General features: G+C 56.2%; 20 protein-coding genes. 13 read left to right on the top strand and 7 right to left on the bottom strand.

Going from position 1 to position 19,789, the window contains the following annotated elements; genetic code table 11:
- The first annotated feature begins 345 nt into the window (after positions 1-345).
- Positions 346-813 (top strand): SDR family oxidoreductase, encoded by a 468-nt coding sequence (locus P1P89_11365; protein MDF1592105.1) that lies wholly within the window; start codon positions 346-348, stop codon positions 811-813.
- Between the two features lie 77 nt (positions 814-890).
- Here P1P89_11365 and hrpB read toward each other — a convergent pair whose 3' ends face one another.
- The 3 genes from hrpB to P1P89_11350 form a co-directional block, all read right to left on the bottom strand.
- Positions 891-3,449, bottom strand: a complete 2,559-nt coding sequence (gene hrpB, locus P1P89_11360; GenBank protein MDF1592104.1) for an ATP-dependent helicase HrpB — start codon at positions 3,447-3,449, stop codon at positions 891-893.
- A 164-nt stretch (positions 3,450-3,613) separates the two neighbouring features.
- Positions 3,614-3,901 carry a hypothetical protein gene (locus P1P89_11355; protein MDF1592103.1) on the bottom strand — a complete coding sequence of 96 codons (288 nt, stop codon included), beginning with the start codon at positions 3,899-3,901 and terminating at the stop codon, positions 3,614-3,616.
- Positions 3,859-4,575 (bottom strand): hypothetical protein, encoded by a 717-nt coding sequence (locus P1P89_11350; protein ID MDF1592102.1) that lies wholly within the window; start codon positions 4,573-4,575, stop codon positions 3,859-3,861. Before P1P89_11350 ends, P1P89_11355 begins: the two co-directional genes overlap by 43 nt.
- A gap of 520 nt (positions 4,576-5,095) precedes the next feature.
- Here P1P89_11350 and P1P89_11345 point away from each other — a divergent pair.
- The 3 genes from P1P89_11345 to P1P89_11335 all read left to right on the top strand — a co-directional run bounded on the left by P1P89_11345 (position 5,096) and on the right by P1P89_11335 (position 8,499).
- The gene (locus tag P1P89_11345) at positions 5,096-5,932 is read left to right on the top strand and encodes a hypothetical protein (protein ID MDF1592101.1); all 837 of its coding nucleotides are present in this window, start codon (positions 5,096-5,098) and stop codon (positions 5,930-5,932) included.
- Between the two features lie 33 nt (positions 5,933-5,965).
- Entirely contained in the window at positions 5,966-7,582 is a 1,617-nt protein-coding gene (locus P1P89_11340; protein ID MDF1592100.1) for an FAD-binding protein, read from the top strand.
- A gap of 116 nt (positions 7,583-7,698) precedes the next feature.
- Positions 7,699-8,499, top strand: coding sequence for a sulfite exporter TauE/SafE family protein (locus P1P89_11335; protein MDF1592099.1), 801 nt, complete (start codon positions 7,699-7,701; stop codon positions 8,497-8,499).
- 49 nt (positions 8,500-8,548) lie between these two features.
- On the opposite strand, the gene P1P89_11330 is transcribed toward P1P89_11335, so the two are convergent.
- Positions 8,549-9,721: an iron-containing alcohol dehydrogenase gene (locus tag P1P89_11330; protein ID MDF1592098.1), complete on the bottom strand. Its 1,173-nt coding sequence runs from the start codon at positions 9,719-9,721 to the stop codon at positions 8,549-8,551.
- 210 nt (positions 9,722-9,931) lie between these two features.
- Complete coding sequence (locus P1P89_11325) at positions 9,932-10,900, bottom strand: hypothetical protein (protein ID MDF1592097.1); 969 nt, start codon at positions 10,898-10,900, stop codon at positions 9,932-9,934.
- 259 nt (positions 10,901-11,159) lie between these two features.
- Between P1P89_11325 and P1P89_11320 the strand changes: the two genes are divergently transcribed.
- The 9 genes from P1P89_11320 to P1P89_11280 all read left to right on the top strand — a co-directional run bounded on the left by P1P89_11320 (position 11,160) and on the right by P1P89_11280 (position 18,238).
- Positions 11,160-11,972 (top strand): endonuclease/exonuclease/phosphatase family protein, encoded by an 813-nt coding sequence (locus tag P1P89_11320; protein ID MDF1592096.1) that lies wholly within the window; start codon positions 11,160-11,162, stop codon positions 11,970-11,972.
- A 322-nt stretch (positions 11,973-12,294) separates the two neighbouring features.
- Complete coding sequence (locus P1P89_11315) at positions 12,295-14,181, top strand: aldehyde ferredoxin oxidoreductase family protein (GenBank protein MDF1592095.1); 1,887 nt, start codon at positions 12,295-12,297, stop codon at positions 14,179-14,181.
- Positions 14,182-14,405: 224 nt separating this feature from the next.
- A complete protein-coding gene (locus tag P1P89_11310; protein ID MDF1592094.1) occupies positions 14,406-14,642 on the top strand; it encodes a DUF3820 family protein in 237 nt (78 codons plus the stop codon).
- A gap of 100 nt (positions 14,643-14,742) precedes the next feature.
- A complete protein-coding gene (locus P1P89_11305; protein MDF1592093.1) occupies positions 14,743-15,315 on the top strand; it encodes a DUF3750 domain-containing protein in 573 nt (190 codons plus the stop codon).
- Positions 15,316-15,396: 81 nt separating this feature from the next.
- Positions 15,397-15,951 carry a YbjQ family protein gene (locus P1P89_11300; GenBank protein ID MDF1592092.1) on the top strand — a complete coding sequence of 185 codons (555 nt, stop codon included), beginning with the start codon at positions 15,397-15,399 and terminating at the stop codon, positions 15,949-15,951.
- Between the two features lie 107 nt (positions 15,952-16,058).
- On the top strand, positions 16,059-16,562 hold the full coding sequence (locus P1P89_11295) for an SDR family NAD(P)-dependent oxidoreductase (protein MDF1592091.1): 504 nt from the start codon (positions 16,059-16,061) through the stop codon (positions 16,560-16,562).
- Between the two features lie 119 nt (positions 16,563-16,681).
- Positions 16,682-17,242: a thiamine pyrophosphate-binding protein gene (locus P1P89_11290; protein MDF1592090.1), complete on the top strand. Its 561-nt coding sequence runs from the start codon at positions 16,682-16,684 to the stop codon at positions 17,240-17,242.
- On the top strand, positions 17,239-17,805 hold the full coding sequence (locus P1P89_11285; GenBank protein ID MDF1592089.1) for a thiamine pyrophosphate-dependent enzyme: 567 nt from the start codon (positions 17,239-17,241) through the stop codon (positions 17,803-17,805). The genes P1P89_11290 and P1P89_11285 overlap by 4 nt, the downstream gene beginning before the upstream one ends.
- Before the next feature lie 151 nt (positions 17,806-17,956).
- On the top strand, positions 17,957-18,238 hold the full coding sequence (locus tag P1P89_11280; GenBank protein ID MDF1592088.1) for a GIY-YIG nuclease family protein: 282 nt from the start codon (positions 17,957-17,959) through the stop codon (positions 18,236-18,238).
- On the opposite strand, the gene P1P89_11275 is transcribed toward P1P89_11280, so the two are convergent.
- Both P1P89_11275 and P1P89_11270 read right to left on the bottom strand, forming a co-directional pair.
- On the bottom strand, positions 18,228-18,836 hold the full coding sequence (locus tag P1P89_11275; GenBank protein MDF1592087.1) for a YciI family protein: 609 nt from the start codon (positions 18,834-18,836) through the stop codon (positions 18,228-18,230). The two genes, P1P89_11280 and P1P89_11275, sit on opposite strands and share 11 nt — an antisense overlap.
- Positions 18,837-18,923: 87 nt before the next feature.
- Entirely contained in the window at positions 18,924-19,703 is a 780-nt protein-coding gene (locus P1P89_11270) for an SDR family oxidoreductase (protein ID MDF1592086.1), read from the bottom strand.
- Positions 19,704-19,789 lie beyond the last annotated feature (86 nt).

Raw genomic sequence — 19,789 nt, 5'->3', positions numbered from 1 at the left:
CAGCAACAGGGTGTCTTGGCTCCTCCATAACCGCATACTACACCATGTGGTCGGTTGAGTAAAGTGCATACCCACTTTGACATATTCCCGATAACTATATATGAATTTTACCGTCACTCATTTAGTCCATTTTTGTCTCTCACCGCATCTGAACCAAACCGGCAGGGGCGTTTTAATCAATGATCAAAGATTTACAACGACGCAGTCTGGGCGACGGTGGGGAGCAGTCGTTCATCAGTCAGACAGCTTGCAGGCTGTCGATGGAAATGCCTCATTTCATAATCGCCCCCTGTTGTTACTGGCGACTGATATACAAAATGAACCCAAACCAAGGAGGAAGAGACGATGGAACTCAGGGGTTGCGCGGCAATAGTGACGGGAGGAAGCGGGGGCTTGGGACAGCGCATCTGCCGGGCACTTGCCCTAAGCGGCGTGAACGTGGTTGTGAACTACGCACAATCGAAGGACAAGGCCGAAGCCGTGGCAATGGAAATTTCGCAGCTGGGCGCGGGCATATTCCCCAGGGGCAGCAGCATCGCTTATGCGGTCTCCAAAGCGGGACTGAATCACCTCACCAAGTGTATGGCAGTCGCTTTGGCGCCGCAGATCACTGTCAACTGTGTCGCCCCTGGTCTCATACTCGGCACGCGCATGACCGCCAACCGGCCACCCGACTACGTGGCTACCGCCCACGAACTGAACGTGCTGCATCGTCCGGTAAGCAAGGACGACATTGACGAACAGGTGATGCTCTTCTGCCGCAGCGACAGCGTCACCGGCCAGACGCTCCTGATGGACTGCGGCCGATTTTAAGGCCGGACAGTTGTGACGCTTCTGGGAAACCGGCGGAAAGAGAAAGGCAATGGACGCGCGTCTTCACTCAATCAGGGTTAAATCTTTGGCTGGCGCGGCCTGGCCCGGGATGTGGGCCGGGCGCTCAGGGGGTCGTCGGGCCAATCGTGTTTGGGGTAGCGCCCCTTTAGCTCTTTTTTGACGGCCGGATAACTGTTGCGCCAGAAGCCGGCCAGGTCCTGGGTAATCTGGGCCGGGCGGCCGGCCGGTGAGAGCAGGTGCAATTGCAGCGGCAGGCGGCCCGCGGCAATGGTGGGTGTATCCACCGCACCGAACATCTCCTGCAGCCGCACGGCCAGGACCGGCACTTCGGCGTTGTAGTCGATGGGCCGGCGGGCGCCGCTGGGAACCACCATATGGGTGGGGGCCCATGTATCGAGGAGCCGCTGTTGCTGCCAGGAGAGCCAGCTGCGCAGCGCGCCTGTCAGGTCCAGACGCGCCAGCGCCTTGAAGCTGGTAAAACCCGCCAGAAAGGGTCCCAGCCATGTTTCCAAATCGTCAGCCAGCGCGCTGTCGGACAGGTCCGGCCAGTCCGCTGCCCCGGCCGCAACCCTTCGCAGCAGCATCACCCGGGCCTGCCAGGCGCGCAATGACCGCGTCCATGGCAGTACATGGATGCCGCCGGCCCTGATGCCGGCGATCATGGCGGCGGTGAGGGCTCGGGGATCGGGGTCGGCCAGGGGTTCGCTCAGCAGGGTCAGCGATCCCAGGGCCAGCCGGCGCACGGATGTTACGGCCTGGCGCTGCGCGTCCCAGTCCACCCTTTCCTGCCATTGAACCCGCCGGCTGAACTGATCCATCAGGGTATCGCGATCATAGGCCGCTGCCATGTATATGCGGGCATCGCGGCGCTCGCCGTCCAGTTCGGCAATCACCAGGAAATCATGCGCACCAAGGGGGTCGGGCGGGTCGAAGAAAGCGCCGCGGCCGTTGGTCATGAGGTAGCGGCCGACACTGTCGGGCCGCCGATAGGCAATGCGGTCCGGATAGGCCCAGGCCAGCAGGCGCCCCACATCCGGGCGGGAATCTTGAAGGGCCTTGGGGCCCATGCGTCTCTGCAGCACCGCTGCGATTTTTAAGATCTGTCGCAGTGCGCCGGTGTCCACGCTGCAATTCGGCAGCGCCACGGGGGCATGCGATTTGAAGGCGTGCAGGGCATCAATCCTCAGTCGCAGGTCGGCGTCCCGCATGCCGCCCGTAAAATGGAGCGGATCGCGTTCACTTAAAATGGCCGCCACTTCGCAGGCCGGACCCCCCATGCCCTCCTCCCGGGCGGCCAGGACCATATGGGCCAGGCGGGGGTGCAGGGGCAGTTCTGCCATGCGGCGGCCGTGGGGAGTGATCTTGCCGCGGTCATCCATCGCCCCCAGGTCGGCCAGCAGGGTCTTGGCCTGTTTAAATGTTCCGGTCGGCGGCGGATCCAGCCAGCCGAGGAGATCGGGGGATGCCACGCCCCACTGGGCCAGTTCCAGGGCCAGACCGGCCAGGTCCGTGTCAAGGATCTCCGGCCGGTTGTGAGGGGCAAGGGTGGTATGGGCGCTTTCGCTCCACAGACGGTAGCAGATCCCCGGGCCCAGGCGGCCGGCCCGCCCTTGGCGCTGATCAGCCGAGGCCCGGGACACCGGCAGGGTGACCAGCCGGGTCATGCCGGTGCGGGCATCAAACCGCGGGGCCCGCTGCAGGCCGCTGTCCACCACCACCCGGACTCCCTCGATGGTCAGGCTGGTTTCGGCAATCGCCGAGGCCAGCACGATTTTAGAACGCCCGGCCGGCGGCGGGGCAATGGCGCGATCCTGTTGAGCGCGGGTCAGGTTGCCGTAAAGGGGCGTTATGTCCCAGCGACCGTCAATCCCGGCCTCGGCCAGCAGGCGGGCCACTCGGCGGATTTCCGGCGCTCCGGGGAGAAATGCGAGGATATTGCCCTCTTCGGCGGCAACGGATCGCAGCAGGATATCGGTCAGGGCGCGTTCCATCGGTTTGGACGGGAGAGCGGGCACATAGCGGGTCTCCAAAGGAAAGGAGTGGCCTTCACAGTGAATCAGCGGTGCATTGCTCAGCAGGGTTGTGACGGGTGCGGGATCCAGGGTGGCGGACATCACCAACAGGCGCAGGCTTTCGTTAAAGGCCCCCTGGACTTCCCGGCACAGGGCCAGTCCCAGGTCGGCATCCAGGCTGCGTTCGTGAAATTCATCGAAGATTACGATCCCGACGCCGGTCAGGCCGGGGTCGGACTGAAGCATGCGGGTAAGCACCCCTTCGGTGATCACTTCGATGCGGGTGCGGGGACCCACCCGGCTCTCCATGCGGATGCGATAGCCGACAGTCTCTCCCACCGGTTCGTCCAGCAGGGCAGCCATGCGATAGGCCGCGGCGCGGGCTGCCAGACGGCGCGGCGCCAAAAGGAGTAGGCGCTTGCCGCTCAGCCAGCGGGCCTGGAGCAGCGTCAGGGGGACAGCGGTGGTTTTGCCGGCCCCGGGCGGCGCCACCATTACGGCAGATCGGTGCCGGTCCAGCGCCGCGCCAAGGTCAGCCAATACAGGGGCGATGGGAAGGCGTCCGATGATGTCTCCAAAAGCATTATTCTGTATAGAAGTCATTTCAAAGAATGGACTCACCCGGTAAAATTGTTATTTGCGGGCGAACGGGAACCTGTGTCCGGACTTTTTGGGGATGCCATGCCGACCCAGGCATGGCAGTATATTCCCCAGCCCTTGCGGCTTCCAGGCATCCCAGCCTCCAAGCTTTCCGCCTTTTCGCGGCCTTATTTTACCCGCACCAGTTTGTGCAGGAGCGGATAGTCCCCCGGGGCGTCGCCCCGCAAGGCGTCGGTCGACAGCTCGCCGATATAGAGATCTCCGCGGGCATCCCCCCAGATGCCGTGGGGCGCGAAAAAGTTGCCCGGTTTCGTGAGATCTTCCCCGCCCCAGCGGGCCAGGAGCTTTCCGTCCGTATTCCAGATGCTCACCCGGGGCGGCAGGTATCCCGGCGCCTTTCCGTCGGGCCGCTTCACCGGCTTTTCAGTGGTATAGAGCAGCCCATCCGGACCCATGTAGAATCCCTGGGGCTTCTGCATGTCCGTCCACTGGGTGATAAATTTACCCTCGGGGGTAAACAACTGGATGCGGGCGTTTTCCCTGTCAGCGATGTAGACAATCCCTTTTTGTCCGTGCGAACGGAATGGACGATGGCGAACTGGCCGGGGCCGTCGCCCGGTTCTCCCCAGGAGAAAAGCAGCTTTCCTTCGGGCGAGAACTTGTGGACGCGCGCGTTGCCGTAGCCGTCGCTCACATACATATCACCCCCGGGGGAAAGGGCGAGGTTGGTGGGTCGGTGAAAGGGCGGGCCGCTTTTCTTTATCGTGCGCCAGTTTTTCCCATCGTAGCCGGTGTCGGTGGGCTGGTCTTTTGTTCCCAAAGTCATCAACACCTTGCCGTCCAGGGTGCATTTGCGCACCGTATGATCCTTGTCGTCCGTGCAGTAGGCAATGTCGTCCGGGGTGATCAGAATGCCATGGGGACGACTGAAAATGTCCTCGCCCCAGGAGCCGAGAAAACGTCCGTCCGGATCAAAGACAAGCACCGGATGCTCGCTTCTCGTGAATACATAGACCCTGCCCTGGGAATCGCAAGCCCCGTTGGGCACGCTTCCCAACGACCAGCCGGCCGGCAACCGACCCCAGTTGTGAATGACCTCATAGATAAAATCGCCGCTGCCTACTTTCATATCTCGCCTCCATAGGGTTGCCTTGATGCGCGTTTTGACCAGTGAACCGCTCCCGGTTGTTGAGTCCTTGCGGGCATGTTTTCCTTTTCGGTATAGTCTAAAAAGGACTAAAGGTCAAAAGCTGGATTGCAGCAGCGGGCCCATTCCCCTTAAACCGCTGCGCCCCATCAGTATATAGGCGAATGAGCGTTGCCTGCCGGGCATAAAGGCGGATCATTTTACACAGGTACTATTCGCCCACAAACCCCGGTTTACCCCATGGGCGGGAAGACGTTTTGATGTTCATCTATGCACAACAAACATTTTTATTGTTATTGAAATGCCGAATTGATAAAAACAATATGATTTAGGGTGATTTGAAGCGCAACAATCCATGATCGGTCTGTCTGTCAACTGTAGCAGGATCGGAGCAAAAAGGCCAAAGCATTCAGATCCGCAAAGACCCATACGGATAAAAGCGGTTATCATCGGTACAATTTGTAAACAACTTCCCCGGGACTATAAACGAAACTGAAATAGAATGACAGAAAGAGACAGCGGAATTCGATTTATACCGGGTTCAACCGACATTCTGATCGTCGCGCCCCACGGCCCAGTGATCGACGGGGAATATCAAAACGACGTGCGGACAGGCGTTATTGCCGCGGAAGTTCAGCGCGAACTCGGCTGCACCGCCGTCATCAACGACCGCTTTTTCAAACCCAAAGGGGACATTACAAAAAGCTTTGAAAAATACCACCTCGATCTTTTCAGGATCGATCATGCCGGAAAAGTATCGGCATATTTTGATCGAATCGCTGAAACCGTTAAGAACAGCCTAAAAACAGTCATTGTCTGGGTGCACGGGATCGCGGACGACAAGGCAGTGTCCCACGGCCGGGAGCATATCGACCAGGGGCTGTTTGCCGGGAGGCCTGAAAGGATAGATGCGTTTATCGGATACGGCCAGGGCGCGGACCCAAAAACGGGCGAAACCCGGGACCGGCCCACCGCCCGGCAGGAAACCGTGGAGACGTTCAGGGATCAGCTCACAGCCGGCGGCATGACCGCCCTCATTACCCGTAAAGAAGGCGCAAACTATCGCGGCCGGGATTCAAAACGCTTTAATCAATGGTTTGTCCGGCAGGGGTATGGCTTTGATCAGGCAGAATCGATCCAACTCGAAATCAAAGAGCAGGGGTTTCGGGATTCCGAAGAAAACGCCGTTAAAAGCGCCGGTATTATTGCCAAGGCCCTCTTAGCCCTGCTGCGACAAAAAATCGAGGATGCCGCCCCGGTAAAAAAGTTTTGCATTTCACAAGGCAGGCAGATTCCCTACGAACGGGAACTTCTAAAGGTCTTCCAAGGGCAGATTTAACCTCCCAAACCCGAAAATTATAATGGAGATTACATGATAAACAGCCTTACGATCATCGACACGGACGTGCTTGTCATCGGAAGCGGCATCGCCGGTCTCCAGGCAGCCATAACCGTCGCAGCCAATGGAAAAAAAACGCTATTGCTTTCGAAATCCCCCATGGGCAAGGCCAACAACACGATCCTGGCCGGCGGCGCATTCACCCACGCCGTCGGCCAGTTCAGCGCCGAAGCACATTTTCGCAAGACCCTGGAAAGCGGCAATATGCTCAACGACCGTGCACTGGTAAAGCGTTTCGTGGATCTGGCGCCTGAAAAAATCAAAGCGCTTAATCAAAGAGGACTCGCCGGACAATTTCATAAGACCGGATTTTACTTTCGCACCGATGCGCTCCTGGGCGGCCCTAACCTTTCGCGGGTGCTGGTAAAGGCCTGCCGGGAGACCGGCGTGGACTTTGTTGAAAACGTGATGGTTACGGATTTATTGACGGACGGTTCCGCCTGCCTGGGGGCGGTCGGGTTTCATAAACGGACCGGTGAATTTTATGCTTTCCGGTCCGGGGCGGTGGTGCTGGCAACAGGCGGGGCCGGGTTTATCTACGCCCGGAACGACAACGCCCCGGGAACAACCGGAGACGGTTATGCCCTGGCCCTGGCGGCCGGACTGGAGCTCCGGGACATGGAGTTCGTGCAGTTTTACCCGTTGATTTACGCGGGGGGCGGCCGCTGCCATATGCTCCTGCCGGCCTTTTTTGGCGATCTGGGAAAGATCGTCAACCGGAAGGGCGAAGACATCAAGGAAAAATACGCGCTCCATCTCAAACCCATTGTCATTGTCTGCCGGGACGGTCTGTCCCAGGCCCTTTTTCGAGAAATCGCCATGGGAAACGGGGTCGACAATGCGTTGCTGCTGGACATAAGGGGAACGGACGAGTCGCAGTTGCCCATCAGCGAAGACCTCAAGGCCCGCTTTCGAAAAAAGATCGCATACGATACCGAGCCGATAAAGATCACGCCGGCCTGCCATCATACCATGGGCGGGCTGGTAATCGATGCCGGCGGATGCACCCGCCTTAAGGGGCTGTTTGCGGCCGGTGAGGTTGTGGGCGGTATTCACGGGTCCAATCGCATGGGCGGAAACGCCTTGTCCGAAGGGCTGGTGTTCGGGGAGCTGGCCGCTCTTTCCGCACTGGAACATGCCGCTTCCCGGGCGTCGGGGGTCGATGTGCGTAAACCGGCCAAAGCCGCCATGGAAAGACGGCTGCGGGCCGTTGATCCCGGCGCTAAAGGCAGCGGAAATTATCGTGCGCTCACCGAAAAGCTCAAACAGGTCATGTGGCATAAGGCTGGAATTGTCCGAAGCGGCGCTAATCTGGATGAAGCCCTGGCTGTAATGGATGATACTTTACACAAACTAAAGGGCCTCTCAGCGCGCGCCCCGCTGGAGCTGTGCCGGCTTTTGGAACTGAAAAACGCGGCCCTGAGCGGCAAGGCCATTGTCCTTGCGGCCTTGTCGCGGACTGAAAGCCGCGGGTCTCATTTCCGGGAAGATTTTCCGTCCGAGGCGCCCGGCTGGCTCAAGGCCATTTTCGTCCATATGGCCGACGGTGATCCGAAGATCAGCCGCATCGTTCCCGTAGACGATCATTGAGATAATCCAAAAAGCATTTCATCCCATGGATACGGGCGTTCAACGGATTCCCGGCAAAACATATATCTTTCAAGGTCGAAAGGTTATACTGGAGTTCTTTTTTTGAGGTTGAATTGTTGGAAATTGAATTGATATTGTTATTTTTGCTGATCGGTTGTTTCGTCGGGTTTATGGCAGGGCTATTGGGCGTCGGCGGCGGCGGAATAATGGTGCCGGTGCTGACGTCGATTTTTCTAATCAATGGTGTATCCGTCGATACTGTGGTTCATTTAGCTTTGGGTACATCAATGGCTTCCATGATAATCACCACCTTTTCAAGTTTCCGTGCGCACGCTTCAAGGAGCAGCGTCATATGGAAAGTCGTCAGGGGGATGTCCATCGGCATTATCTTGGGAACCTTTCTCGCTACGTTTATCGCCTCTTACTTGAGCTCATTTTATCTTGCGATCTTTTTTTCCTTGTTCATGGCGTATGTGTCCAGTCAAATGTTTCTAAACAAAAAGCCAAAGCCAAGCAGAGAGTTGGCAGGAAATACCGGATTGTTTATAGCGGGTTCCGGAATCGGCGCTATATCCGCGCTCGTCTCCATCGGCGGCGGCGCATTAACCGTACCCTACCTTACATGGCAGAATGTCGAAATAAAAAAAGCCATCGGCACCTCGGCCGCCATCGGCTTTCCGATTTCAATCGCGGGAACCATCGGCTATCTAGTAAATGGCTGGGCAAATACGTCGCCGGGGGAATATACGTTCGGTTTCGTCTATTTGCCGGCCGCATTGCTCATTTCCACAACCAGCTTCTTCGCAGCGCCCTATGGCGCCAGGTTATCCCACAGATTACCCGTATCGACCCTGAAAAAGGTATTTGCCGTATTGCTGATCATTTTAAGTGTCAGAATGTTGGTTTCAGTACTGTAATTGAAGAACCCCGCAGTCCCGCCATGCCGGAACTGCGGGGTTCTTCAATTTAGAACGCTTCCTGATATATGGCGCGGACATTGTCTTTCGTCAGATCTCTCGGGTTGGGAATAAAAAGACGGGATTGTTTCATGGCGCCTTCCGTCAGCTTGGAAAGGTCTGTTTCCGGAATATCATAATCACGCATGCGACTGGACACGTCAATAGACGCCTGCAGTTCCAGTACCGCTTCCACGGCCAGCAAGGCCGCCGCCATCGGTGAAAGCCCTTCAATCTCCCGCCCCAGCAAAGCGGCAATCACGGCGTATTTTTCAGGATTTCCGGACAGGTTGAACTGCATGACATGCGGCAGCATAATGGCATTGGTCCGGCCGTGGGTCATGTGATATTCCGTTCCCAGGGGATAAGCCAGGGCGTGAACCGCCCCCAGACCGCCGCTGGTAAAAGCCAGGCCTGCCAAAGTGGCCCCTAAGGACATGTAATAAGGGGCTTCAAGGTTGGCGCCCTTGGCCCAGGCCACCGGCAGATAGCGGCCGATCAACGCGATGGCCTTTTCAGCCCAGACATCCGAGAATTCCGTCGCATTCATGGAAACATAGGTTTCAACAGCGTGTACCAGGGCGTCCATGCCGGTGTCGGCCGTAACATGCGGCGGCATGCTCACGGTCAAGCGAGGGTCGATGATGGCCGTGTCGGCCAGGGCAAAAGGGGTGAAGACCACATTCTTGGTATTTTGCCGTTCGTCCGTCATGACCAGGACCCGCGTGACCTCACTGCCCGTGCCCGCGGTTGTGGGCAGCAGGACCATCGGCGCCCCTTTTTTGGGAACAAGATCCGCACCGATATAATCCAGGATAGAGCCCCCATTAGCGCTGAGGATCGAAATTCCCTTGGCGACATCAAGGGAACTGCCGCCGCCGATACCCACCACCAGGTCGCAGTCCTCAGACTTGAAAATCCGGGCGCCCTGATCGATGATCCGGGAGGGCGGTTCGGGTTCAACCCGGTCATATAGAACATAGGGGATGGCTTCGGCTTGAAATGAAGCTTCAACTGTCCGGGTCAGACCGGCCTGGATGACGCCGGGGTCTGTCACGAGTAGAACCCTGGAACCTCCCAGCCGGCGCACTTCAGCGGCGGTTCGCGCGGCGGAATCGACACCCAGGACAATCTTGTTGGGGGAATATGAGATATGGGTTTTCGATGAATAGGCAGGGGTCATGGGTGCAGCTCCTCTTTTTGCGTTCGTGAAAATCGGGATGTCCTTAAATAATCGTATAATTTTTCGATTGTTACCAATCGAAAATTGAAAAAAAACGAGCGAGTTGCGGGCAGGAAGGGACGGGGCAGTAAAGGACGTCCATTGGATTACTGTTGCGCACCTGATAATCAATAATCCAATGGACGTTAAAACACGGAGAGCATATGCCTGTTATCCCTGCGCCTTTTTTTCGAGCTCATCCAGTCTGCCGGGCTCCGAAACGGCAATGTCCACAAGGCTCTTGGGGATGGAGCTTTGCTCGCACATCACTCTGATTTCTTTCTCTTGATCGCTGAATTCCATGATTTCGCGGATGGACTCAATGTATTCGAGCATCTTGTCCGGCGGGATATCATCCAGCGCCGGTCCGGCCGCCACTTCCTTTTTCCGGGCGGCTTCTTCTGCTTCCAGCCTTTGTTTTTCCTTTAGCTCCGCTTCCATTGTCTGTTTGACACTATTGATCGCGTTCTGGTCAACTTGTGCCATCGCGATGATCAATTTTTCGGAGACGTTGTTCGTAAAAAGGTGCTTCACTTTTTCTTCGCTGGACTTGTCCGCTACCGCCTCGAGCAGGGCGGCTACCCTTGCTTTCTCTGCGCGCTCCTTTTTTATCAAGGCGTTGATCTGTTCCAGCTTTTCTGCGGTAATGTCCAGCGCCCTGGTGATCGCCTCGGGAGCCACTTTTTCCTCAATGAGCAATCGGATGCCTTCATCGTTCGGCAGGCCTTTTGCCTTGGCAGTGAGCAGGTCGAGTTTTGTCTTCTCGACCATCCGTATCACATCCGGTCTGCGTTCGGATTTTTGGAGTTCCGGCCACGTTTTGCCGATGTCGTTGATGAGCTTATCCGTTGCAGAATAGGGGTTGGCCGCGTCCTCCAGCGTAAGGGCAGCGATCGCAGTGTTGAAATCCCTCAGAAGGGGCCTTCCGACTTTGTGGGCTTCATTCATTGCCCATCTCAATTGAAGCATATGGCCGCCGTAACGCGAAACATTGAAGCCTGTATTGTCAAGTTCACCCGCAATCCGTTGAATCGATGCTTCCAGGCTTTCCCCTGAAAGGTCCTGGGAATCGAGCCCGAGGATCTTCTCTTCGATTAACAACCATAGAGGCTTTTTTTCTACCGAGTCGCTTGTCGTCATTTTTAGATCTCCTTTTTAATGATTTGTACCGAAAATATATGTGCCGACAGAATCCATAGGAATGATTTCCACTGGAACAAAAACAGGTCGATAAGAACCTGCTTTTCCGGAGAAAGACTATAGAGAAGCACCCATACGAGTCAAGAAAAAAACCACAATGGACTCGGAATGTTCGCCCATTGCATTATCGGTAGACACCTGATAAGCAAATCAACCATGAGATAAATGGACGACCCCATCACCCCCTTCAGCATATTAAATGAGCGATACGGATAATATCAAAATAATGACCGGTGCCGCAGAAGGTTTTTCGACATTGACCTTTAATCTTCGTTTCGGCCTGGCCGATGACGGTGCCAACAGCTGGGACCATCGAAAGAAGGGGCTTCCTGCGCTGTTCAATAAATATCGCCCTGATTTTATCGGTCTGCAGGAGGCTAACGATTTTCAAATCGATTTCTTGACGGATATTCTGGCCGGCTACGAGTGTATCGGAAAGTACAGCCCCGCCCCGCCCAATTGGCAGCACAATGTCATTTTCTTTAAAAGCGAATGGGATTCGACATTTTACCAGCATCTTTTCCTCAGCCCAACACCTTCGATCCCCAGCCGGTTTAAGGATAGTCGCTGGCCGCGCCAGTGCACCATTGGCATGTTTGCAAACAAACATCGACGCTTGATCTGCACCAACACCCACTTCGACTTTGCAGAAGAGGTGCAGACCAAAAGTGCTCTCCTGATAATGGAGCACCTGGCCAAGCTGCCTTCACAGGCGCCGGCAATCCTGTTGGGCGATTTCAATGCCACCCCCGAACAGAATTGCTACAGGATTTTCACAGGGGGCGGCCAGAAATCCTCGCCTACCGCGCCCTGGTATAAAAATGCCGCCGAAAAACCGTTTCCGGGTACCTACCACGGTTTTAACGGGCGCACAAACGGCGAACACATCGACTGGATCCTATACCGCGGCCAGATTGCGCCTGTGGAATACCGTGTGGTGGAAAGCCTTTTCGCAGGAGTCTACCCCTCAGATCACTTTCCGGTGTATGCAACATTCAGATGGATCGATTAAGTCAACGATGCATTTCCGGGTTTCGGAGACGGGCGGGACGTCCGCAAACAGGTAAATAACCGCCTCATTAAATGGGATGTTGGTGCAGAAAGTTCTTGATGCCAATAGAGGGCTTGTCGACAGATGCGATAGATGGTACGTTCCTTGATAAATTGATTACGTTTGAAAGAAGCGGTTAAGGCGCTCAGGGGCAGAATGATATTGAAGGAAAGTTTGTGACGGGCAACACGTGACGAGTGACCGGGGTGATAGTGGCGGGGAAGCGAATGGGCTGGCCTAAATGGAAGCCCCTCCCTGAACCCCGAACGATTAAAGGAGGTTTATGATGGCTGGAGGATATACGGGAAAGATCGGCTTTGTGGATCTCAGCAACGGAGAGATTCGAGAAGAAAAACTGGACGAAGGCATGGCGCGCAGCTTTATCGGCGGCTGCGGGCTGGGGGTTCGGGTTTTGTACGAACGCCAGAAGAAAGGAGTGGATCCGCTGGGCCCGGAAAATATCCTCGGCTTTACAACCGGTCCCTTGACCGGCACCCGAACACCCACCGGCGGCCGCTACATGGCCGTGTGCAAATCCCCCCTGACGGGCGGCTGGGGAGATGCCAATTCAGGCGGGTATTTCGGATCCGAGCTCAAGTCCGCCGGGTGGGACGCCATTTTTGTTTCCGGCATCGCATCCAAACCGACTTATCTTCTGATAACCGATAAAGGGATTGAACTCAAGAAGGCCTCACACCTGTGGGGTCTGGACACCCATCAGACCGAAGCGAAGCTGGCACAGGAAACCGGAAATTCCAGGATCCGGACGGCATCCATCGGCCCGGCTTCCGAAAAACTCTCGTTGATCAGCGGCATCATCAACGACAGCGGTCGGGCCGCCGCAAGGTCCGGCGTGGGGGCTGTCATGGGTTCCAAGCGATTAAAGGCCGTGGTGGTCTCCGGCACCGGCAAGGTGGCTGTCGCCGACGCCGGCCGGCTCGATGAACTGCGGAAGGATTTTATCCAAAAAATGCGCGAAGCCGGCGGATTTGTCGAAGTGTTGATGAAACACGGGACCTGCGGGTTAACCGGCGCGCTGATCACCGGCGGTGCGACACCGGTAAAAAACTGGCTGTTGGCCGGTGCCCAGGCGCTTCCGGAGATGAAAAAGATCACCGACCCGGATACATTGATTGCCCCCCAGGTACGAAAATACGCCTGTGCGAACTGCCCCGTCGCCTGCGGGGGTATCTATAAGGTTGCAGAAGGACGGTATCCTGTTGAAGATGCCCACAAGCCCGAGTATGAGACCGTCGGGGCTTTCGGCGCCATGTGCCTCAACACCGACCTGGGTTCCATTATCAAGCTGAACGACATGTGCAACCGCGGCGGTCTGGATACGATCTCGGCCGGTTCCGTTATTGCTTTTACCATGGAGTGTTACGAGAAAGGCATTATTTCAAAAAGCGATGCCGACGGCCTGGACCTTCTCTGGGGAAATTCGGATGCGATGATAACGCTTCTGGACAAAATCATCCGCAGGGAAGGTTTCGGCGATATCCTTGCCGACGGCGTCAAGATCGCCGCACGGAAAATCGGCAAAGGGGCCGACGCCTGTGCGATCCATGTGGGCGGACAGGAGCCGGGCCTGCACAACGCACTGTTTCTGCCGGGCCGGGGCACCGGATATGCGTGCGATCCCACTCCCGGCCGCCACACCGCGGCACCCATGGCGCGCCTGGATGCCGGTGCGTCGGTCGTGGCCCCGTATCCGGAGCTTACGTTCCCTCATTTTGAAAAGTACGAATACAGGCGCAAAGGGCCGGCCAGCGCCGTGACCTCGAAATATTCACAAATTGGAAACTCGGCCGGGGTGTGTCTCTTTCCGACCGTCTTTTTCGGATTTTTTCCTTTGGTCGATTTTTTGAATGCGGTAACCGGATGGGATATGGACATGGCGGAAGCGCTCCAAGCCGGAGGCCGCATTCAGACATTGCGGAAGTGTTTCAACGTGCGCGAGGGAATCGCCGCAGACGATTCCCGTCTACCCCAGCGGATGGCGGGTATTCCACCCAAGGCGGAAGGCCCGCTCAAAGGGGTGACCATCGATATGGAGGGCCTTGCCGAAGAATTCCACAAGGCCATGGGCTGGGAGGCCAAAACCGGAACGCCGACCGAGGCGACGACTGAATCGCTTGGGCTCAAAGGCCTCGTTAAACAGTTCGGCTGATCTTTGATTCGAATCTGGATTCTGGATACGGCTGATCCGGTGCCTGACCTGCACAAGTATCTGAAATAAATGTATTAAGTTTTTTAGCGGGCACCCATACGGATCTAAAACGGCTTTTGTGATATCAACAGGAGCGCTTTAAGGACGATGAAAAAGGGGGCGTCCTTAAAATATTGCGCCCTTGTTCAGGCACCGGCCGGAAACGGTGAGCTGATAAGGATACAATGAACAGAGAAAATGCGTGCATACCGGATGCAACGGTTTTGCTTCAATTGGCCAGGATGCGGATGCCGTTCGGCAAGTACAAGGATCGGCTGTTGATCGACCTGCCGGAGCCTTATGTAATCTGGCTGGCCCAGAAGGGATATCCGGACGGACAACTGGGGGATATGCTGCGCATGGTGTATGAGATCAAAGTAAACGGCCTGGAATATCTTTTCGAGCCGTTGCGGAATCTATAACCAAATAATTATTTAGACATACAGCCAAAATATTTTTCGACAGGATTAACAGGGCAAAAGGGACGTTCCTTGATATATTGATTACGTATTTGGGGTATTCATGAAAAACTTAAAACGAATGCCGGCTGTTGTCCTGCTGGGATTGATTCTATTACAGTGTTCACCGAACAATGGCTGGCGCACCGCCAGTCGCGAATCGTCAAAGATCGCGCCTGACCCGGCCGCAACCATCGAAGCGGTTCTTCACGTTTACGGCGCCGATACCTATGGCTGGCGCGGATGGTTCGCCATTCACACCTGGATCGCGGCGAAACGGACCGGCGAACCCGCTTACACGGTATACGACGTGGTTGGCTGGCGGGGTCGCCGCGGTCAGCCGGTACTGAGGATTGCCCGGGATATTCCCGACCGCTACTGGTACGGTGAAAAACCCCGCCTTATTAAAGCGTATCGCGGCAAGGGGGTCGATAGCCTCATCGATCTCGTCGACAAGGCTGCGCAGGCCTATCCCTGGAAAACGGTTTACAAGGGCTTTCCGGGACCCAACAGCAACACCTTCACAGCCTGGATCGTAAAGCAGGTGCCGGAACTGGAGCTGGAGCTCCCCTTTTCTGCAATCGGCAGCGGTTACATGAACCAGGCAAAAGGGTCGTCCACGTCCGCAAATAAGTAAATAATTTGGCAAAGGGACTGGATTTTCGATTTTAATAAACCCTGCCCATGGCCGGCAAGTTTAATGATAAAAGGAGATACCATGAAAGTACTTCGACATTTTGGCTCCGTGGCGTTCGTGCTCGGGATTTTTACAGTAGTATTTGTCGGTATGCCATGGTACGTAATGGTTGCAGATGATCCGGTCGTTCCCTGGTGGCTGAGGCTCGCGGTTTTCTGCCTTTTGGGGGGTATCCTTGTGGTGCTGGCGACAGTAGCCATCGAACAAAGGACCCGCGCGTCATCAGTTGAAAAACAGCCGGTTGCCGGGTCTGGCCGCACGCTTCTGCTGCTGAATTCCGATGTGCTGCCCGGGCGAGAAATCACAGAGATTCTGGGTCTGGTCCAGGGACACACGGTATTTGCAATATGGATCGGCAAAGACCTGTCGGCTATCGTCCGGCTGATTCTCGGTGGTGAATTGACTGAATACACGGATATGATGGGGAGCGCTCGGTCAATCGCCACCGAGAGGATGACAGCGCAGGCTGTTGGAATGGGAGCCGATGCAGTCATTAATGTCCGCTATATGACTACGAGTGTTGTTGGCAGTGCCGCTGAATTGTTAGTGTACGGAACCGCCGTCAAGTTCAGCTGAGCACGCGCGTTCCGACAGCGGCGGCTCTTTAACCTATCCTTTTCGTAACACAGAACTTTAAAACATCGTAACTACAGCAAGGAGGAAATGTGCTGCTGGACGGGAAAGTGGCCATAGTGACAGGTTCAGGGACGGGCTTGGGACGCGCCTACGCCTTGGGGCTGGCGCAAGCCGGGGCAAAGGTGGTCGTTAACTCGAGGACGGCGGGCAATGTCGCCGGTGTGGTGGAAGAGATTCGAAAGGCGGGCGGCACAGCCCAGGGGTGTGCCGTCAGTGTGGCAAGCATGGAGGGCGCCCGGGAGATTATTCAGGCAGCCCTTGTACGAAACGAGCGGCCGCCTACTGACGCCGACCTGGGGTATTTCAAACCCGAGGAAGCAGCGCCGCTGGTGGTGTTCCTGGCCAGTGATCAGGCGTACTGGATCAACGGCCAGTTCATCTGTATAGACGGCCCCCGGCTGGCCATCTGCGAGCACACGCATCACGCGAAGACCGCTGTCATGCCGGGCGGTTGGACGGTTGAACTGTTGCTGGAACATTTCAAGGCCACAGCAGGTATGCCGCTGCAAGCCTACGGTTTCCTGACACCTGAGGGCAGAAAGATTCTATAACGCAATGCAGCCCATGAAACGAATGAACTGTTAAGGAATCGAGGTCTGCCCGAACGGCTGAAAATTACCCGTATACGCCGGCCCGGGCGGTGTCCTCAATTGACAGCGGGCCGGGCGCCATGTTAGATAAACGGCAAAAACTATCCAACTACCTGCAAAAGGGGGAAAAATTGGAGTGGCCCCGTAAAATTGTTTCTTTGCTGAAAGCCAATGATATCCGCTCCATATCATTTGTACCGGATTCCGTTATCGGTCGGATTCTGAAAGCGGCTGAAAAAGACCCGTATTTTCATTTCACGACCCTGGCCCGGGAAGAAGAAGGCATCGGCATCATCACCGGGGAATATCTGGGGGGAAGATATGGTGTCCTGATGATGCAGGGCGCCGGACTGGGCAACTGCGTCAATGCCCTGGCGTCGCTGGCCATTCCCTACCAGATTCCGTTCCTGATGCTGATCAGCCAGCGGGGCGAGTTGGGGGAGTTTAACGCCTGCCATGTCGTTATGGGAAAAGCCCTTCGCAGCATCCTCGGGGCGCTGGGAATCCAGCACTATACCGTGAACCGTGAAGATGAACTGGAAACCATCATAGGCGGCGCAATTAAAACGGCCTTCACCGCCGAGCAGCCGGTTGCGGTGATTCTGTCCACCGCTCTGATGGGATGGAAGGATGAAAAATGATCAACCGGCTTAAAGCAACCCGCTACCTGGTGGCGCAGCTTTCCGACGAACCGATTATCGCATCCTGCGGCAATCCGAAATACGACCTGTTCACCGCCGCCCAAAAGCGCAAGGCCAATTTTTACATGTGGAACTCCATGGGCATGGCGTCCTCCATCGGCCTGGGGCTGGCCATGGCCCGCCCGGACAGGAAGGTGATCGTGCTGGACGGTGATGGGGCGATTCTGATGAACTTGAATTCATTGACCACAGCAGCCAGTAAAGCGCCCGCCAATCTCGTCCACATCATCTGGGACAATGCTCAGTATCAAATTACCGGCGGACAACCGACCCATACCGGCGGGAAAGCCGATATCGCAGCGGTTGCCAGGGGCGCCGGCTTCCAGAAAGCCTTGACGGTAAAAACCTTTACCGCATTTAAAGAAGCCCTTTCCCGAATCCTCTCCCAATCCGGCCCCTGGGTCCTGGTGGCCAAGACCGATTCGACCCAAGCCCCCGGGCGCCCGCCCAAAAGCCCCGTCTTTATCAAGAATCAGTTTATGGACGCGTTGGGAAAACCTTGAGTTTGGAAAGGCGGAGAACACCGGCGGCTGCGTTGCCAAGAGTTGCGGACAAGGGAACGGTCTTAAATAAGCAAATACCTTTTCTATTTTTGCCAAGCGATCGTCCCCGGTTTTGGCGAATGATTTCAACAGGGAAACCACCTTTTAAAAGATGAAGAAAAACCACTGGGTTGTTTATCTGCTTCGGTGTTCTGACAACTCTTTGTATTGCGGGGTAACCAATAACCTGGAAACAAGATTGGCAGCACATAATTCAGGAAAAGCAGCCAAATATACAAGGTTTCGGCTGCCGGTTGAACTGGTGGCCGCTATCCCTAATATGACAAAAAGCGATGCGTTCAAACTGGAGTACCGGATCAAGCACGTACCTTCAGGCATGAAGATTATGGAGCTGACAAAAAGGAACGGGACAAGCGGGACTTCTATACCTTGAATCGGTCGAAGACCCGTCCGAATCGCCAGCGATGGAATGTGACGTCCTTAAAGCAGCCGGCCCTGTTGTAGGGCTCGTCGGCGATGAACCGGCGTGCCGTGTCCATATCGGAAACGTCCAGGAGCCACAGGCTGCCTATCGGGATCTTACCGGTTTGATCGAGCAGGGGGCCCCGGGCGATGATGCCGGCGGCATGTTCTGCCAGATAGGCCTGATGGGCGGCGCCGTGCTCCCGGCGAATGCGGGCGCCGTTGGGGCCGTCCAGGCCGTGAAACATGGCCTGGATATTGCCCGGCGTGCGCGGACAGTCACGCCAGGTGGTAGGAACCGCCGCCTGCCAGCGGTTTACGATCCAGTGCTTCTGGATTCCGCCGGTTACGTACGGTTCGTCGGCGATATGTTTTTCGAAGGCCCCAAGGTCCGGAAATTGGATCAGGCGCAGGCTGCCCAGATCGGCGGATTCATCGTCTGTGGTAAAGGGTCCTGCAAACAGGGTCTGGTCGTCGAATTCTTTCAAATAGGCCAGGTGCGCCTTCCGATGGATATCGCGCAGTCTGGCCGTATCGGGCTCGTCATAAATTAAAAGAGAAAACAGCATACTCCCTCCCTGGCTTAACGCGTAAACGTATATTAAAGCAACGCCATGCCCGGCAAGTCTGACGAAAATCCTAATGGCATAAGCGGGTTAAAATGTACCGGGGTATTTCCCGCCGTCGATGAGCAGGTTCTGGCCGGTGATGAACCCGGACCGGGCGCTGCAGAGAAAGGCGCATAAGTCGCCCAGTTCGGAGGGCGCACCGTAGCGGCCGGCCGCAATCAGGCCGGTACGAATTGCCCGCATCTCTTCGTAGGTTTTATTCTGGACCTTGGCCATGGCCCGTGTGTTGGATTCATGCCGTTCGGTGGCGAAATCGCCGGGGAGTATATTGTTGATGGTCACATTGTGCCTGGCCACCTCCCGGGCGACGCCGGCCACGAATCCGGTCAGGCCGGACCGGGCGCTGTTGGAAAGGCCCAGGATGCTGATGGGGGCCTTCACCGCGCTCGAAGTGATATTGATGATCCGTCCGAACTTTCGTGCTATCATGCCGTCCACCGTGTCCTTGATCATAAAGACGGCGCCCAGCATATTGTTGTTGAGGGCCGCCAGCCAGTCCTCACGATTCCAATCGCGGAAGTTGCCGGTGGGCGGTCCGCCCGAGTTGTTGATCAGAATATCCGGCTCCGGACAGGCCTGCAGGATGCGTGCCCGGCCATCGTCGGAGTTGATGTCCGCCGCCACGGGCGTCACCTGGACGCCGGCTGCCTTGCGGATTTCTTCGGCGGCGGCCTCGATGTTGGCGCGGGTGCGAGCCACGATGGTGAGGTCGACCCCTTCCCGGGCCAGGGACATGGCGCATGCCTTTCCCAGCCCCATGCTGGCGCCGCCGACAATTGCTTTTTTTCCGGATATTTCAAAATCCATAGGGTTGTTTCCTTTCTCGTTTCCGTTTATATTTTGTTATAATTTTATACATTTTTTTCTAAAAAACGTTTAGCTGCAATGCGCAG

The sequence above is a fragment of the Desulfobacterales bacterium genome, assembly GCA_029211065.1.
Lineage (GTDB): Bacteria > Desulfobacterota > Desulfobacteria > Desulfobacterales > JARGFK01 > JARGFK01.
Note: the sequence above shows the minus strand (reverse complement) of the source record. Positions and strands in the feature narration are given on the sequence as shown.